This is a genomic window from Cedecea sp. AS113 (assembly GCF_037152415.1).
Classification (GTDB): Bacteria; Pseudomonadota; Gammaproteobacteria; order Enterobacterales; family Enterobacteriaceae; genus Cedecea.
Genome location: NZ_JBBCMI010000008.1, coordinates 60,575 through 74,631 on the forward strand (window position 1 = coordinate 60,575; position 14,057 = coordinate 74,631).

The following is a 14,057-nucleotide window of genomic DNA, read 5'->3' on the forward strand; positions in this document are numbered from 1 at the left end:
CTGAGTTCCTGCTTATAACCCTGTAGCCCCTTGGGCAGGCAGTATACAATCGCCAACAATTTGCACTCCATTTCCGCTAAAAATAAATAAGCAGGCAAAGACATTACTAATAGTCCGTATTGGTGAGCTGCCCATTGTTGTCAATAAAAAATCGATGTATATAGCGTTTATCATTCAGACCATAAGAAATGGCATAGCTATAGCCGTACTTCCATTGTACATTGATACAATTATCGAGATATGTTAGATGTAGCCCTTCATCATTTTTTATTACGGCGTATCCTGTTTCCTGAATTGATTCTATTCGGTAATAATTCAACACATCATTTTTATCAACGCTGAAACAGAGCTTTTCGTCATTGATGTACGTATATCTTGCCTGTGGCGCAGGTTTACCCCCTGGGCAACCTGTAAGCATAATGACAACCGTAAATATAGACGCTATTTTCCTCACCCGGGGAACCCCTTTAAAATCGATTTGTATCTTGAGATCAATGAATGAACAGGTTCATTAACATTGTAATTACGATATTCATGCAAGTCGCTATGACCCTGTAAGCCATAATTTAACAATAGCCAATAATCACTGACTATTGACGCTTGCTGTTCTAATCCGTAGAGAAGTAAATCAGCTTTATCCAGGCTATAGCTATAATCGGCGAACCGGGAGAACATTCCTCTTGTTCTTACAAACATCCCTTTTTGGGATTGCCATACATGCATCATCTCATGCATGAATAAGTGCTTTTTTTGTATCTCTTTCTCTAACGAAAAATCCGGTGAATATGTACCTTCCCTGTACCACATCTCTCCATTTGGGCTCATGGCAACACCAACTGGCTGTAGATTGAAGGGAAGATAACTTTTCCTATGAACCCAAACCCTGCTGTAATTGATACTGTTACCATAAAGTGTCTTAGCTAATGCAATCTCACTTAATGTTAACTGCCTGACTCCCCCGGGAGTTATAGGTGTTCCCGATGTAGGTTTTGTCCTTTCACCAACTATCATTAAAAATCCCTTTTTCGTGTCATCATTAATTATCCACCGTACTACACCGTGATAACAAAAGATAACACCCAGTCGGAAGATTATTCTTAAATAGTAAAAATTCAGATAATGATCACAAGTCAGCGTTCGTTAATGAAGGAAAGCAAGTTTTGAAATAATTTTTCATAGAACGTAATTTATTATTTAAACAATACCCATCAAATATCTTTACCAATTAAAAAGTCATGTATATGAATTATTAAATCAATATCGAAAGATAGCGTTATCTCGTTCTACTTCTCATGAGGATAAAACTACGTTTGCGTAATATCCAGCGATTTCTTTTTCTTTTAAGTTAGCTACCGAACTAAGAAATAACCGTTAAATTAATAGTTGGAGGGAATCATGACTAAAGGTTGGCATCCGGCGGATATCATCGCCGGTTTACGCAAGAAAGGAACATCCCTGGCAGCACTTTCACGAGAATCAGGCTTGGTTTCTTCAGCGCTGGCAAATGCACTTATGCGACCTTGGCCGAAAGGTGAGTTTTTGATTGCTAAGGCGCTTGAGGTTCACCCGAGTGAGATATGGCCTGAGCGGTATGTTGGGGCTGATGGGGAGATCGTGAGAGATCTCTTCGCGGGAATCGGGAGTTAATGCCTTCGTCTCAGTGATTGCCTGGTCGTAAAAGTTTTGGGACAAGCCGCTTATATGTGGCGAAGGCCGGACTCGCACATAATGATTAATCCTTTGATTTATAATCAATAAAAAATAACATTTAGATAATATACCAACATCGATACCAACACATTAAATCGTTGATTTTGGGACTCGAATCGGGGCAAAGGTTACCTGGAAGATGACGAACTTCAGCGATCCTCTCGGGTATGCCACAGGTCAACAATATAAATAGTATCGCGCAGAATTTCATAGTGGACGTCATAATCATCAAACAAGATTTTCCTCACTTCTCGTGGTTCATATCTTGTCTGAGGTACACCGATTCTTGGATGGTCGGCGAGCCCTGAGGTTCCTATGATCAAACGTTCTAATACATTGTCAGCAAGTTGCCGACTGTACTGAGAGGCAAACCTATAAATACGCTCCAGGTCATCCTGGGCCTTTTGGGTCCACTGTATTTCCATAGGTTATGATTTTTTCAGTTTGTTAGCGAAGTCAACCACATCCGCATGGCTAACCACCCTTCCCGCATCGACATCAGCAAGCCCTTTCAAAATCTGCTGATGCCGCCGCTCTCTCTCTTCAATCATGGCGGTCAGCGCTTCTTTAATCACCCAACTTTTGGATCTGTCCAGTTCAATAGCCAGGTTTTCAACCGCAGCTGCAAGCTCTGCAGGGATCTGAGCGCTGATCGTCTGTTTCGCGAGTTGTCTCATGATCGTCACCTTTTAATAAAAGTTAATAACACTTATTAAAATAGCATGTTTGTGTTCGCATAACTACCTGTGACGAAGGCAACATCAGTACCCCATCATCTCGAGGCCAGCATTCCCGGATAGTGTTTAGCGATGATGTCGTTCATACGCTCAATCAACTCCAGACGCTTGAAGACCAAATGCGCGGTGCCTTTTTGATAGTAACGAATGCTGAAGAACTCATCTTCGTAAACGTCCTTAGCCGGATTATCCCGGATGTGCTCCATCAACCGGGTGGAGATATCACCCCGGCTGTCAGGGATGGGTTTACCATCCAGCAGAAACAGCATTCGCTCCAAATCGGCCAGTTGATCCCTCCGCCAACCCCAGTTCAGACTAAATCCCCACCGGTTATGCGTCACCAGATTGTTAATGATGATCTTCTTACCAAAGCTGCAAGGACTATTGGTCTTATAATCCCATGACAGACCTTTGAACACATTGATGATCCCACGCTCAAAGACATCCATTTTGTTCAGATGTAACTGCTCAAAAGTACTGAGTATATTCACCTCGCTGATGGCTGGAAAATCGCTCTCCTCCAGGTTCTTATGCCACTGGTCGCGAGCCTGAGCATCCATCAAAGCCATCATGCCGGACTTCAGCATCAAATCGCGCCAGATACTGCGGTCAATATTGCGGGTGATAGCTGGCAGCGCTTTATCAACTTTTTCAGTCAGCCAGCTATCGTAGCGGTGTCCTGACTTCATCGCCCAGTCTTGCGCTGTACCACCGCCAATTTCTGAGGTCAGCCGTGAAATGGCATCAAGCTGCTGAATGAGTTGTTCTATCTGTTTCAGTGCGGTATCGCGGCCAGTGACCACTCGTTCAATATTGGTCGAAAGGATAAGTTCGTTGTGATCTGTTAACACATCGGGTTCTGTTTGCATCGTTAATCGTCCATAAAAGCAAACACGCCTGCCGGGAGTTGCAGGCGCATTATGCGATGAATAAAAAAGGTGGGAAGTGCAGAGGTAAAAATCAGGAATGAGGCTCGAAGAATTTAAGTATTGATCAATCCGGTAGCTCGCCTGGCTCTGAGAATATCGGTGGCGGTCAGGAACGGCGTCTGCTCCAGCCAGGTGAATCCCTTACGGTCAGTACGCACCAGTTCATAGCGTTCCACTAGGAAATTCACCGCATCAGCTAGAGTTATTCCCGCCTCGATATGTTCTTCGATAGTCGCGTCGTCGTGGAATGGCGTGTCGTTAAGTGTCAGACCGTAATGATGCTCCAGCAGATACGTTAAAAGTTGCTGCCACACCTGCACGGGCGACAGACGTGACGAAACCGGCACCATGGCCGGTACAGATAAAATGTGCATAATTTGGGTTCTGATAAAAGAAGAGAGAAGACGTTATTGGGCGGGATAAACAGTGAGGTAAACGTAGCCGCAGCTACTACGGGTATCAGCTATACAAGTCAAACCTGTAAGCTGAATGGTCACCTGATGTTGCTGCTGTGGATTTAGCTCACCGGAACGCAACATATTTTCTAACTGCACTATAAACAGTGGGAAAGCCTGTTCCTGGCTTTGTAGCTGCTCTGGGCTAAAGCTTCCCGTCAAACCAGCCCTGTCAGCCAGGTAATGTAGCTGGTTGCCTTCCTGAACTAATCTTGCGCCAAAGCGTGGGGTGATATCGCTTTGTAGCCCCCATTCATGAGGTGGTGTGAATGACATAAAAACCTCCGTTTAAAGCAAACCCTGCTCGGCAAAAGAAACCACTTCATTCCCAACCACAAGATGATCCAGCACTCGCACTTCAACCAGTGCCAACGCTTTTACGATCCGCTGAGTGACATGTTTATCCTGCTGACTGATTTCCGCCGTACCCGATGGGTGGTTGTGTGCCAAAATTACCGCTGCGGCATTGTGCTTCAGGGCCAATTTAACCACTTCGCGAGGATGCACTTCGGTATGGCTGAGTGTGCCGATAAACAGCGTTTCTCGCTCGAGTAGACAGTGCTGGTTGTCGAGATACATCACCATAAAAACCTCACGTTCCTGATGAGCCATCTGAAGTTGCAGCCAGGTTTTAGTGAAGCTGGTAGAGGTAAATGGCTCACTCGGTTGACGCTGATATTTCTCCAGTAGTCGTAACGCCCGACGAATTACTCGTTGCTCGTTCGCAGGAAATACAGGGGACAAATTGAATACAGGCATAATTGCTCCTTAAAACAAAAAACCTCGCCGGTTTATTGGCAAGGCCTGAGGGAAGGGATAATAAAAAGGCTCATGAGGCGAGCTGCAGCATATTCTCAGCCATCACCCACAGAGCACGGTTGAGCTTTACATCACCGTCGATACCTTTAACGGCGCGTGTATGGGCGCGTTTACCTTTGGTGGTTCGTCCAGACAGACCGCCTTTAATCAGGTTTTCCTGAATGCGCTGATAAGTGGTCCACAGGTCGTTACTCTCATCCTGCCAGCGGCGTGGGGATAGGATTTGCGATTCCGTCACCGGCTGATGCTCTTCACCAAAGCGATAGGTTAAAGCTGCTTTCGCCATCGCCTGCTGTGCAGGTGGCGGTAACATCAGCGACTGCATGGCATCGCGTTTCTCTTCTACGCGATCAAAAATCCCCAGCACTTCGTAAGCTCCTTCAACGACTTTCTCCACCACGTTGCCTTTGTGTGGCACACGTACCTCTCCAAAACTCTCACCGCAAATTAGTCCATTCTGGCAAACCGATCTGAATAACCCCGGTAGCATCTGGTATGAGCTGGAGCCGTCGTGGCTATTAAGCAGTATAATTTCAGGCACCTGCTTGCCAGTGATCTGTCCTTCACGACGCAGACGTAGCATGTGCTTAGTATGTTCGCGTTTGCTCTGGTCTCGGACTCTAGTCTGGCACGCAAAGAATGGGTGAAAGCCTTCACGTTGCAGGTTATCAAGCAGGGTTATTGTCGGGATATAAGTGTATCGGTCGCTGCGGGACTCATGCTTTTCTTCACTGAAGACGCTGGGCACGTAATGTGCCAGTTCGTCGTGAGTTAATGGGCGGTCGCGGCGTACAACATTAACCGCACCAAAGCGGCTGGCTAATCGGATCATGATTAATTCCTTTTTGGGAGATGAAAAACGAAAAGGCCATGCTTCCCGAAGGAGGCATGGCCTGATGTTGTTGTGAGTCTGAGGTCTGGCAGATTTAAGTCTAAGCCAGTTATGATGCCTTATTCATAGCAACCGATACTGACAGTGGCTGATAATACTGTGGATCGAAAACGGATAGTGGCAGCCTAGCCTGATGGCCGTTGCGCTCTTCGGTCGCCTTCATGATTTCAACAGCGCTGACGTTTTCGACACATTCATGTTCAAGAAAAGCTTCCTGAGAACGAGTAGCATCACTGTCGCCAAAGGGGGCAACGTCCATTGTTCCCGTCGCCAGCGTGTTGCCCGCCTTGTCTTTCAGCCCCAGCGAAACAGACAGCGGGCCAAAACCCACACCGCTTCCACCATTATCCAGACGGAACTGATACACACAGATATTACCGGGAGTCCACACGGTATCGGTGTTGCTGATACTGATATAGCGTTGTTCATCTGCGTAAGCGGATGACGGATGGCACAGCATTAAAACGACAATGGCAGGTAAGGTTTTAGCCAATCGGCTGACGAGTGGCATGATTTTGCTGTAAGTAGGTTTTGCCCATACCCTTACTATCGTGAAAGAAGGTATATCTATATCTTTCTGACAATCCCTTTCCATCGTTCTTTTCCTTTAGTGGCATTTGGGACGTGGCTTTTGGGAAGTGTTCAGCAGTTGCCTGTGCGACGACACAATTCCGCTAAGCTTTGCTGTGCGACCCATTGCTGTAGTTTCCGATCCTCGTCCGAGCGCTTAGCCGCCAATGTGGCTTGCTGTTGTTTATTAACACAATTATCTGGCATCACCATAATGACTTTTGGGGCTATCTGTTGTCTGACTTTTGCAATCTTAGCCTTAAGAACAGCATCCGTATCTTGGGGTGCAGACCAATCGGGGTATATAAGAGCATCGATAGCCTTATCACGTACCGAAGCTTGGTTATCAATAACGGCAAAGTAGCAGCCTTCTCCTTTATCATCTCCCTGATAAACCGTTTCAATATCGTTGTAGGTTTCACCGACAGGATTCAGTTTTAGTTGACGAATAGTGTGGGTTTTCTTATCGGCAAGGAAAATTGCACCACCACCACGGGTACGTAGCAAAAACTGCTTCGTCCACGGGTAGTTATCAATAACATTGGCCTGGTAGAGCATATTGTGCAGCGTATTGTCATCCATGCCATCAGCTGATTTCCAGCCGTCAGCCTGCATGTACTCCCAGGCTTTGACAGAGCCGACGATATTGCCAGCGTCAGCCGGAAAAACTGCACTCAGACAAACGCTGGTAGCCAGCAATGTAGTGGTAAGTAATTTCATCGTGGTTATTCCTTCTGAGGTATAAGCCCGCCGGCAGTTGCGACAAGCAATGAATGGAAAAAGCGAAAGTGGGGTAAAGCCTGAAGAAAATCCGGGTGAGAGAGGATATCGCGCATCGCTATATCAGGAGCGAAGCTGCCGTTGTGGAGCGTGACTGCACGAATATCCGTCAAGGGAAATACTGCTATCCGGGTCTGATGCTCGCCTGTCAGATACCACTCGCCGTCACGCAGAACCAGCCGATAGGGAGCGAGGCCTATACAGCGGCAACCGTTACCGAGCAGCGTCACCTTTCGATGTTCTGATACCGCGCTCACTAACCGAGTGAATACGCCTGATTCTGGGGATGAAACCAGGGATCTTCCCTGCCAGATAAGGCAAGGAGACTCTCCTGATCCGCTCAACAGTGAACTGACCAGATGGTTATCCATATCAGGAAACAGAGCTTCAACGCCTGACTGACGAGCAAATTTCAACACTGCTAACTCTCTCTGGCGGCTACCGGATAGCAAGCGGCATCGGCCTTTGCGATACTCCAGATCCAGGTACATCAGACGTTCCCGAAAGTCCCGGCGTAGAGTTCGAACCGACACACCAAATTCAGTTGCCAGCGCTCGTAAATCCAGTGTTTCTCCAGCTACCAGGCGGCTGATAATTAACGATAGTCGGACGGCAAGCCGGTCATGACGACGTTCAACCTGAACCATGAGGCAGGTTCTCCAGTGATATAATTAGCTGAAAATAAAACGATTATTCTAACGAGGGGGAGGGACAGGGAATGGACACCAGAAGACGTATTTTTTACAGTTGCCAAAATCAACCGTGACGGGGCGTAAAGGGAAAACTGTCGAAATTCAGCAGATTATAAAACATCAGAACGGACAGGGTATGTCCCGAAGATAATGGCAGGTAAGCCAGGTCAGAAAAAAATCCAGTCCCAAACGGCGCGAGCAGCGGATACTACGGCATCGCGGACAGTGCGAATAACTGCTTTCAGTGGCGCGGGAATAAATGATGCCGCTTGCGCAGAATCAAACACCTCCCCAACCGCATTACCAAAGCCCTCACGAGCCTGCTTTTTTACCGGCTCACTGCATAACCTCCCATGCAGTTGTGTCACCAATGGGCTGGTGGCTCGGTCTGGCAGGCAGCACATCATCGTTTCTATCATTGATGGGAGATTCCATTCTGTTCTCGCTGAGACAGCGCACACCGGATGGTGTGGTGAGAATAACTGGCGAATAGACGCCAGTCTGGCCTCGATATTCACCAACTGATGCGGGGATGGTGCATTGCTGGTGACAAACCATTCATGGCATGGCTCGATTTTGTCAGCCTGGCTAACGACAAAAAGCACCCGCTGGTGGTGGTCAGACATAACCCGACGGTAGAAACGTTCATCCACGGAAAACGCACGATCATCAGCTTTAATAACCCACAGGATGAGGTCCAGCTCAGGGAGAATATTGCGATATAAAGATTCATATTCTTTATCCCGTTGCTCACTCTCGCCTACACCGGGTAGGTCTACAAGTATCAGGCTATGGTCGCCGCTGCTAAGACGCAATCGAAGCACCTCACGAGTGCAGGCGTTGACATCGCTAACGGAAGTGACCTCACCCTGGAAAAGCGCATTACAGAGCGATGATTTTCCCGTACCTGTTTTGCCCATGATGCCGATGATCGGTTCGTAGTGAGTGAGCTTGTAAATATGGTCAAGAATGTGTTTACCGAAAGCATGGGGGAGTGATGCCAACGGTTTCTCGATGGCTTGCAAACCTTCTGATTTTTTCATGAAACGACCTCAGACAGAAAAACAAAACCCCCGAGCCAATAAGGCGTCGGAGGTGATTCACTGCGATAATATCTGTCTGAAATTATTTGGAATGATGTTCAGATGTGTACCCTATTCCTCATCTGGTTTAATACTATCTAGTCTTCAATATACTGACACGTGAGAACTCATTATCGATAAGGCATTTGAGTGTCTCATCTAGCGTCATGCTTTTATTTTCAGCAATCTGGCCCAGCCTTTTTTGGTATAGTTTATTCAATTTCAAGGTAGGAGTTGTATCTTTAATCTTTTTCCTACGGGATTTTTGCTCCCAAGCTTTACTCAGTTCTTCGAGCAATATTTCTTTGTGGCTTAAAGTATTTGCACCACCCAAACCATGAGAAATGAACTTCCCATCCTTTCTTCTTTTATTTTCTTTCAGATAACCTAGTTGCTCGTCACTCCACCCTTTCCAGTTATCAAAGATAGCAATAATAAAATGGTAGCGTTGCTCACAGGAAATAGGTTTGGTATCAATAGAAATATATTTCTTCCTCATTTGCTCCCAAACCCATAAACATTGCTCTTCATTATTCTTATCCAGCCATGAAAATGCTCTAGGGAACTGATTGCTGGCATTAGCCCAAGCCCCCATCACTTCCGTGATAGCCTGGTCTGCTGCCCTCGTCGATTGGTGCATTTTCAAAATGACATCGATTATTTTTTCCATTACATCTGGGATAACATCCGTATTCGTTACCCTAGAGAAGTCTAATCCATTAGCTTGTTCACATTTTGGTGGGGGAAAATTCAGATCCAAGTCCTGCAGATTTATGTCTAAATCCTGGAAGTTTATCTCGCCTTTATTATTTATTTTTCCCGTATTTTGAGGGGACATGACCACATCGGGGGCATGGACATGAAACTGTGGCATATCGAGCTTTGTTCGGATGTTCGTACTGGCGAGTGCTACGGTTTTGTTCGCTAGTAAACGAAAGAGAAAAAAATGCATTGCCCTTGGGTTTTTCCTCAACCACTTTAGGCGACTTGCCTGTCGCAGTCTCTTTTTTCGCATTTCCCGTTCATCGAATTCATACCCCTCCACGATACCTCTCCTACCCTAGAATGGTGTTTTCCATCATTTCACTCAAGAGTAAAAGAAGATAATCCAGATGTAAACCATACTTTTTCTGAATGGCAGAATGATATAAAAGCCGTGCAATAACGTAGTAAAAGTGTAGCGCTCAATTTCGGTTAAGAAAAAAAATATCAATAAGTTAGGTATGACACCTAGCCTTTCCGCATCAAGAATACAGTATTCTACTTACAATCCACGAAGAAACCTACCCCATGGTGTTCTGCACAAAAATCGTAGCCAAATTCAGCAGGCACGTCCTTCTACCATTAACTCGATTGACTACTCAGTAACTGCCAAGGAAAGAAGTGGATGCTTTATTCACTTCCGCAGTAAACGACCTTTGACATGCAATGAAAAAATTTCCCTTAGTGCAGTGCTCAATGGCAGCCAAGAAATTGGTATGGAGCAGCGTTCAGAGAACTCAGTAGCTGATAGCTGGCGGTTCGTTATGATGCAGCACTTAGGGGATCGATTTTCCAATAGGCCAGTAGTGGCATAGAGGTCAATGACCTTCAACTTTTTTACAGATTACCGGGTTGGTATGCCGAAGCACGTGGTCGTTATCAAATATAACGAGTCCGGCTTAGTTTACTTAACCGGAGAATCAAGCAATGTCCAATCAACCTTCCTTGCTCGAAGATCAGTTTATCGACATGACCTTTATTACCAAACTCGTATGCATGACAGATAAATTTATATATAAGCTAATCAAAGATGGTTCCTTCCCAAGACCCATCAAATTTGGCCGCAGCTCTCGCTGGCGTAAAAGCGAAGTCGAAGTTTGGCTGCAAGAACGTATCAACCGTTCCCGTAAATAATCTCACCCCGAACTAAATCCGCAGCATGAAATCATTATCCGGCTATCCGGAGGTTTTCTGCTGCCTGTCATCTATACCCGAAGGAATATTTAAACCATGAAAGAATATAAACCCCGATACGAAGAGCTTCATAAATGCTACCAGACCTGGTTGACAGACTTTACGAAGCTGACAGTCAGGCAGGGAATGTGCCATCAAAATATATATCACTATCATAGCCTGACGGTTGGCTGTCTTAAATTCCCTGGGAAAGAAGCTGTTATTGCTATTGTGCCCCACTGGCTACACCGGCTTATTTACGGAAAGGCAGCGGCAGCATCATTATCGATAGATGATGACCTGAACGTAAGCTTATTAACGCAGGAGCACTTGTTGGCCCACCATCCCATGCTTGAAGGTGTTCTGCTTTCCGAATGCGTCCGTTTAAAACATCGTTCACTGGCAAATAAGCTCACCAGCCTGTTTCAGCAGTTTAGAGGGACCGAGCTCCGTCTAAAGCTTGTCTGGCTGTGCTGGTACGATTTGATGCTGGGGAATTGTCTTGCTGACTGGATTGAGAATCTAAAGTTTAAATCAAGCGAGGAGATAGATAACTGGGTTAATGACCGTCAGGCTGAGAACCACATACTTACCAGCAAGATGGATGAGTACATCTGTTTTGCCTATCGTACAGTACTCGATCCACTGATTTGAGCCGCTCGAGATGCGACGGATACATAACCATTCCGGGGCAAATACATATTTTATGGAACTGCTAACTTCGGAGTAATTATTGTCGTTGAAACAATAAGTTAAGCCTTGCCCCAAAAGGTTCCGCTAAGCGGAACTAATGTCGGATAGGTAATATTCACCTGTAGGGTAAGGACCTAATAGCCTGTCAGTAATTTTATAATACAAACACTTAAGCAAACCTCTGCAGGGCATAAGGCTGTAACAACGTGAGTTGCATGCTAAATCACAAACAACACCTGCCCAGTATCCCCATCAGCGTTAATTGCTGAATTTCCCAATCACTATACCTGTCTGTGTTCCAAGAAGGCAGCTCTATGCCTGCTGTTTCCCGACAGGTGGAGGAATCCATTATGTTTTTGTTCGATGACATCATCCACCCAATGGTACTGGACCAACGCCAGGAACCTTTCAACGATAAATATCTACAGCGTATCGAAGGGGTACTTTGTAACGCACTGCAGGACCATCCACAAACCACGGTTATCAGGGTGGATTTACACTTACCTGAAGCCGGAGATGTGGGTGACAGCATTGTCAGTGATGCTGACTTAAGCCCGGGGCTAATATCCCGCTTTATCGACTCACTAAAAGCTCAGATAGTCGCCTACCGACAAAGAAAAGCCAGGGAAGGTAAACGCTGCCATCGCTCTTCAGTTCGCTACGTCTGGGTGCTGGAGCAACCAGAACTGGGTGGCAAGAAGCATTATCACATGGCCCTCTTCGTCAACACAGACACGTTCAATGCTCTGGGAAGCTACGACGAACAGGGGAAAGGTCTGGCCTCTCTTGTTCAGAACGCATGGCTAAGTGCAATGAAGAAGCGTGACTGGCCTGAGTATCTGACGCTGGTGCACTTTGTTGATAACCCTCTAGCTTTCCTGGAGCTCAATAAACCGGAGTTTATGGACAAACTAAATGCACTGACTTTCCGTCTGAGCTACATGGCAAAGCATCGAACTAAACGCTACAGCAGTGCTGAACGCTCATTCGGCTGTAGTCAGGGCTGAGATTCCATACACCGTTTTTGCTGATGGCGATTTCTTTACGCAACAACTTCATAGTGTGACAACCGCACCGCGATACCCTTCTCAATCCTTTTAATCTATACAACAGCATGGCGTCTGCCTGCCCTTCAGGGACGGCTTACGCCCGCCAACAGGAGTCCGATTATGTTCCGAGGCTATAACCATACGGGTTAACAGAGACAATCGACACTATACGCAATCTGGCACTAATTATTAAAGGTCAGCCGCAGCCCAGCCTACCACGCCAGAGCTACAGCACTGAAGTAGAACGGAGATCAACTATGCTGGATTAGTCTGTTCTATAATCCTCTGGTCAGCGGGACTTACTATAATGTTTTTTGCATTCATCTATCGCTGAAAACATATGCCGCGCAGAACGCATCTGGTAAGTAATTGCCATTTGAAATCCACCTTCCTGGAATCCGAGATGGTCCAGACTGATAATTTCATCCGTTTTGGCCCAATACTTATCGCCGTTCGTCTCCAACACCTTCTCACGATAAACCACAATTTTTTCTGGATAGTCTGGTCGCTCTCCTTCTTTTGAAAATATTTCGTAACGGATATATCCATTGCTTTCATCTCCAAGTAACAGCACCTTGGCAAGGTTAAGTTGTACCATTTCTATATCCTTATCGTAATTTGTCAGTACCGGCTTCGTTCAAATTGGGCTAAGTAAACGATTCTGGGGCAATTAATCATCGAGACATACGCTGTTTGATTACCCCGAAGAACATTCCCCAGAGATGTTCTGACATCCCTTCGTTTGTCAGCAACTCTTCTCGTGAGGTACTACTGCTAAATCCTCCCATCAGAGCACGGAAACCGAGAGATTGACCATTATCAGCAAGGCTCAGGCTTTCGTTAATGCTGTTTCGAACAACGTTATCCTGGTTATAACAGATATCCCCCATACCATGATGTTGATTGCCACGCCAGATGCCACATTGACCAACCTTGCTACCATTGATATACACTGAGCAAGTGAATGAATTCGCATCAATTCGCTGGAAATCAACGTCTAACCCAGCATGACGATTTTTAAGTTCATCCAGCGAGTTTTCAAAATAACGAGCGACATACTCAAAACCCTCGTGGCGGGCGCGATCTTTATCCAGGTCGGTAAAGCTTTTGGGTAGAGAAAGATTGCTGGAACGCGGCGTAAAAACGGCATCTGCTGCCTGATGCATCGGATTCACCGGAGCTGCAGCGTGCACACTCTGCTGCGGCTTTTTCGCTTCCAAATTGGCAATGGCTCGGGAGACAGCATCGACGACCTGAACATAGCCTTCATCGTGGCTGGGAAATCGGGTAATCGGCTTACCATCGATTGTCGCCGCCATAATGCTGCCGAACGGCAACTGATGCCAGGCACAATCTCTTAAGATTACCGGAATGACCACCGCTTCACCCCGGTTGTGCCGCTCAAGCGCATTAGCCATCTCAACCTGATAGCAGTAATCAGAATTGATGAAATCACTACTGATCAGTAGCAAGATGATATCTGCTTGGGAAAAGTACAGATCAATCTGGCGCTCAAACTCTTGGCCAGGAACGATACGGCGATCGTGCCATGTGGTAATTTTACCCATCCGCTTCAGAGGGGACAGGTGCTTCTGAAGTTCATTGAGTAGTGCTTCATCTGCATGAGAATAGGAAAAAACGAGAGTGGTCATAGCGCGTAAGATGCTCCGGTATGGAAATGAAAAACACCGTTATTTTGCACCTATAAGTGTAA

20 protein-coding genes are annotated in these 14,057 nt (G+C 46.1%); 4 read left to right on the forward strand and 16 right to left on the reverse strand.

Annotated features, from left to right (window positions below):
• Positions 1-106 precede the first annotated feature (106 nt).
• Both WFN87_RS11480 and WFN87_RS11485 read right to left on the reverse strand, forming a co-directional pair.
• Positions 107-454, reverse strand: coding sequence for a putative T6SS immunity periplasmic lipoprotein (locus WFN87_RS11480; protein WP_336982948.1), 348 nt, complete (start codon positions 452-454; stop codon positions 107-109).
• On the reverse strand, positions 451-1,011 hold the full coding sequence (locus WFN87_RS11485; protein WP_336982947.1) for a type IV secretion protein Rhs: 561 nt from the start codon (positions 1,009-1,011) through the stop codon (positions 451-453). The genes WFN87_RS11480 and WFN87_RS11485 overlap by 4 nt, the downstream gene beginning before the upstream one ends.
• A gap of 384 nt (positions 1,012-1,395) precedes the next feature.
• Here WFN87_RS11485 and WFN87_RS11490 point away from each other — a divergent pair, with 384 nt between their 5' ends.
• Positions 1,396-1,647, forward strand: coding sequence for a helix-turn-helix domain-containing protein (locus WFN87_RS11490; RefSeq protein WP_336708613.1), 252 nt, complete (start codon positions 1,396-1,398; stop codon positions 1,645-1,647).
• 212 nt (positions 1,648-1,859) lie between these two features.
• Here the strand turns inward: WFN87_RS11490 and WFN87_RS11495 are convergent, their stop codons facing one another.
• The 12 genes from WFN87_RS11495 to WFN87_RS11550 form a co-directional block, all read right to left on the reverse strand.
• Positions 1,860-2,135 carry a type II toxin-antitoxin system RelE/ParE family toxin gene (locus WFN87_RS11495; RefSeq protein ID WP_336982946.1) on the reverse strand — a complete coding sequence of 92 codons (276 nt, stop codon included), beginning with the start codon at positions 2,133-2,135 and terminating at the stop codon, positions 1,860-1,862.
• A 3-nt stretch (positions 2,136-2,138) separates the two neighbouring features.
• The gene (locus WFN87_RS11500) at positions 2,139-2,387 is read right to left on the reverse strand and encodes a CopG family ribbon-helix-helix protein (RefSeq protein WP_004155191.1); all 249 of its coding nucleotides are present in this window, start codon (positions 2,385-2,387) and stop codon (positions 2,139-2,141) included.
• Positions 2,388-2,482: 95 nt separating this feature from the next.
• Complete coding sequence (locus tag WFN87_RS11505; RefSeq protein WP_336982945.1) at positions 2,483-3,316, reverse strand: DUF4942 domain-containing protein; 834 nt, start codon at positions 3,314-3,316, stop codon at positions 2,483-2,485.
• A 113-nt stretch (positions 3,317-3,429) separates the two neighbouring features.
• Positions 3,430-3,750 (reverse strand): TA system toxin CbtA family protein, encoded by a 321-nt coding sequence (locus WFN87_RS11510; protein ID WP_336982944.1) that lies wholly within the window; start codon positions 3,748-3,750, stop codon positions 3,430-3,432.
• 33 nt (positions 3,751-3,783) lie between these two features.
• On the reverse strand, positions 3,784-4,107 hold the full coding sequence (locus tag WFN87_RS11515; protein WP_336982943.1) for a type IV toxin-antitoxin system YeeU family antitoxin: 324 nt from the start codon (positions 4,105-4,107) through the stop codon (positions 3,784-3,786).
• Between the two features lie 12 nt (positions 4,108-4,119).
• Complete coding sequence (gene radC / locus WFN87_RS11520; RefSeq protein WP_336982942.1) at positions 4,120-4,590, reverse strand: RadC family protein; 471 nt, start codon at positions 4,588-4,590, stop codon at positions 4,120-4,122.
• Between the two features lie 70 nt (positions 4,591-4,660).
• Positions 4,661-5,482: a DUF932 domain-containing protein gene (locus tag WFN87_RS11525; RefSeq protein WP_336982941.1), complete on the reverse strand. Its 822-nt coding sequence runs from the start codon at positions 5,480-5,482 to the stop codon at positions 4,661-4,663.
• 109 nt (positions 5,483-5,591) lie between these two features.
• On the reverse strand, positions 5,592-6,002 hold the full coding sequence (locus WFN87_RS11530; RefSeq protein WP_442892773.1) for an IrmA family protein: 411 nt from the start codon (positions 6,000-6,002) through the stop codon (positions 5,592-5,594).
• A gap of 182 nt (positions 6,003-6,184) precedes the next feature.
• Positions 6,185-6,832 (reverse strand): hypothetical protein, encoded by a 648-nt coding sequence (locus tag WFN87_RS11535; protein ID WP_336982940.1) that lies wholly within the window; start codon positions 6,830-6,832, stop codon positions 6,185-6,187.
• Positions 6,833-6,837: 5 nt separating this feature from the next.
• Entirely contained in the window at positions 6,838-7,539 is a 702-nt protein-coding gene (locus WFN87_RS11540) for a WYL domain-containing protein (RefSeq protein WP_336982939.1), read from the reverse strand.
• Positions 7,540-7,751: 212 nt separating this feature from the next.
• Positions 7,752-8,627: a GTPase family protein gene (locus WFN87_RS11545; protein ID WP_336982938.1), complete on the reverse strand. Its 876-nt coding sequence runs from the start codon at positions 8,625-8,627 to the stop codon at positions 7,752-7,754.
• 133 nt (positions 8,628-8,760) lie between these two features.
• A complete protein-coding gene (locus WFN87_RS11550) occupies positions 8,761-9,540 on the reverse strand; it encodes a hypothetical protein (RefSeq protein ID WP_336982937.1) in 780 nt (259 codons plus the stop codon).
• Between the two features lie 815 nt (positions 9,541-10,355).
• Here WFN87_RS11550 and WFN87_RS11555 point away from each other — a divergent pair.
• The 3 genes from WFN87_RS11555 to WFN87_RS11565 all read left to right on the forward strand — a co-directional run bounded on the left by WFN87_RS11555 (position 10,356) and on the right by WFN87_RS11565 (position 12,301).
• Positions 10,356-10,562 (forward strand): helix-turn-helix transcriptional regulator, encoded by a 207-nt coding sequence (locus WFN87_RS11555; RefSeq protein WP_336982936.1) that lies wholly within the window; start codon positions 10,356-10,358, stop codon positions 10,560-10,562.
• A 96-nt stretch (positions 10,563-10,658) separates the two neighbouring features.
• Positions 10,659-11,255 (forward strand): hypothetical protein, encoded by a 597-nt coding sequence (locus WFN87_RS11560; protein WP_336982935.1) that lies wholly within the window; start codon positions 10,659-10,661, stop codon positions 11,253-11,255.
• 389 nt (positions 11,256-11,644) lie between these two features.
• On the forward strand, positions 11,645-12,301 hold the full coding sequence (locus WFN87_RS11565; RefSeq protein WP_336982934.1) for an inovirus Gp2 family protein: 657 nt from the start codon (positions 11,645-11,647) through the stop codon (positions 12,299-12,301).
• 331 nt (positions 12,302-12,632) lie between these two features.
• On the opposite strand, the gene WFN87_RS11570 is transcribed toward WFN87_RS11565, so the two are convergent.
• Together WFN87_RS11570 and WFN87_RS11575 are read right to left on the reverse strand one after the other, a co-directional pair.
• Positions 12,633-12,941 (reverse strand): hypothetical protein, encoded by a 309-nt coding sequence (locus WFN87_RS11570; protein ID WP_200538761.1) that lies wholly within the window; start codon positions 12,939-12,941, stop codon positions 12,633-12,635.
• Between the two features lie 76 nt (positions 12,942-13,017).
• Positions 13,018-13,995, reverse strand: coding sequence for a toll/interleukin-1 receptor domain-containing protein (locus tag WFN87_RS11575; protein ID WP_336982933.1), 978 nt, complete (start codon positions 13,993-13,995; stop codon positions 13,018-13,020).
• Between the last annotated feature and the right edge of the window lie 62 nt (positions 13,996-14,057).

Excerpts from the sequence above, each read along its gene's own strand:
- WFN87_RS11485 (WP_336982947.1), bottom strand. The coding sequence starts at position 1,011 with ATGATAGTTGGTGAAAGGACAAAACCTACATCGGGAACACCTATAACT.
- WFN87_RS11490 (WP_336708613.1), top strand. The coding sequence starts at position 1,396 with ATGACTAAAGGTTGGCATCCGGCGGATATCATCGCCGGTTTACGCAAG.
- WFN87_RS11495 (WP_336982946.1), bottom strand. The coding sequence starts at position 2,135 with ATGGAAATACAGTGGACCCAAAAGGCCCAGGATGACCTGGAGCGTATT.
- WFN87_RS11500 (WP_004155191.1), bottom strand. The coding sequence starts at position 2,387 with ATGAGACAACTCGCGAAACAGACGATCAGCGCTCAGATCCCTGCAGAG.
- WFN87_RS11505 (WP_336982945.1), bottom strand. The coding sequence starts at position 3,316 with ATGCAAACAGAACCCGATGTGTTAACAGATCACAACGAACTTATCCTT.
- WFN87_RS11510 (WP_336982944.1), bottom strand. The coding sequence starts at position 3,750 with ATGCACATTTTATCTGTACCGGCCATGGTGCCGGTTTCGTCACGTCTG.
- WFN87_RS11515 (WP_336982943.1), bottom strand. The coding sequence starts at position 4,107 with ATGTCATTCACACCACCTCATGAATGGGGGCTACAAAGCGATATCACC.
- radC (WP_336982942.1), bottom strand. The coding sequence starts at position 4,590 with ATGCCTGTATTCAATTTGTCCCCTGTATTTCCTGCGAACGAGCAACGA.
- WFN87_RS11525 (WP_336982941.1), bottom strand. The coding sequence starts at position 5,482 with ATGATCCGATTAGCCAGCCGCTTTGGTGCGGTTAATGTTGTACGCCGC.
- WFN87_RS11530 (WP_442892773.1), bottom strand. The coding sequence starts at position 6,002 with ATGCTGTGCCATCCGTCATCCGCTTACGCAGATGAACAACGCTATATC.
- WFN87_RS11535 (WP_336982940.1), bottom strand. The coding sequence starts at position 6,832 with ATGAAATTACTTACCACTACATTGCTGGCTACCAGCGTTTGTCTGAGT.
- WFN87_RS11540 (WP_336982939.1), bottom strand. The coding sequence starts at position 7,539 with ATGGTTCAGGTTGAACGTCGTCATGACCGGCTTGCCGTCCGACTATCG.
- WFN87_RS11545 (WP_336982938.1), bottom strand. The coding sequence starts at position 8,627 with ATGAAAAAATCAGAAGGTTTGCAAGCCATCGAGAAACCGTTGGCATCA.
- WFN87_RS11550 (WP_336982937.1), bottom strand. The coding sequence starts at position 9,540 with ATGCCACAGTTTCATGTCCATGCCCCCGATGTGGTCATGTCCCCTCAA.
- WFN87_RS11555 (WP_336982936.1), top strand. The coding sequence starts at position 10,356 with ATGTCCAATCAACCTTCCTTGCTCGAAGATCAGTTTATCGACATGACC.
- WFN87_RS11560 (WP_336982935.1), top strand. The coding sequence starts at position 10,659 with ATGAAAGAATATAAACCCCGATACGAAGAGCTTCATAAATGCTACCAG.
- WFN87_RS11565 (WP_336982934.1), top strand. The coding sequence starts at position 11,645 with ATGTTTTTGTTCGATGACATCATCCACCCAATGGTACTGGACCAACGC.
- WFN87_RS11570 (WP_200538761.1), bottom strand. The coding sequence starts at position 12,941 with ATGGTACAACTTAACCTTGCCAAGGTGCTGTTACTTGGAGATGAAAGC.
- WFN87_RS11575 (WP_336982933.1), bottom strand. The coding sequence starts at position 13,995 with ATGACCACTCTCGTTTTTTCCTATTCTCATGCAGATGAAGCACTACTC.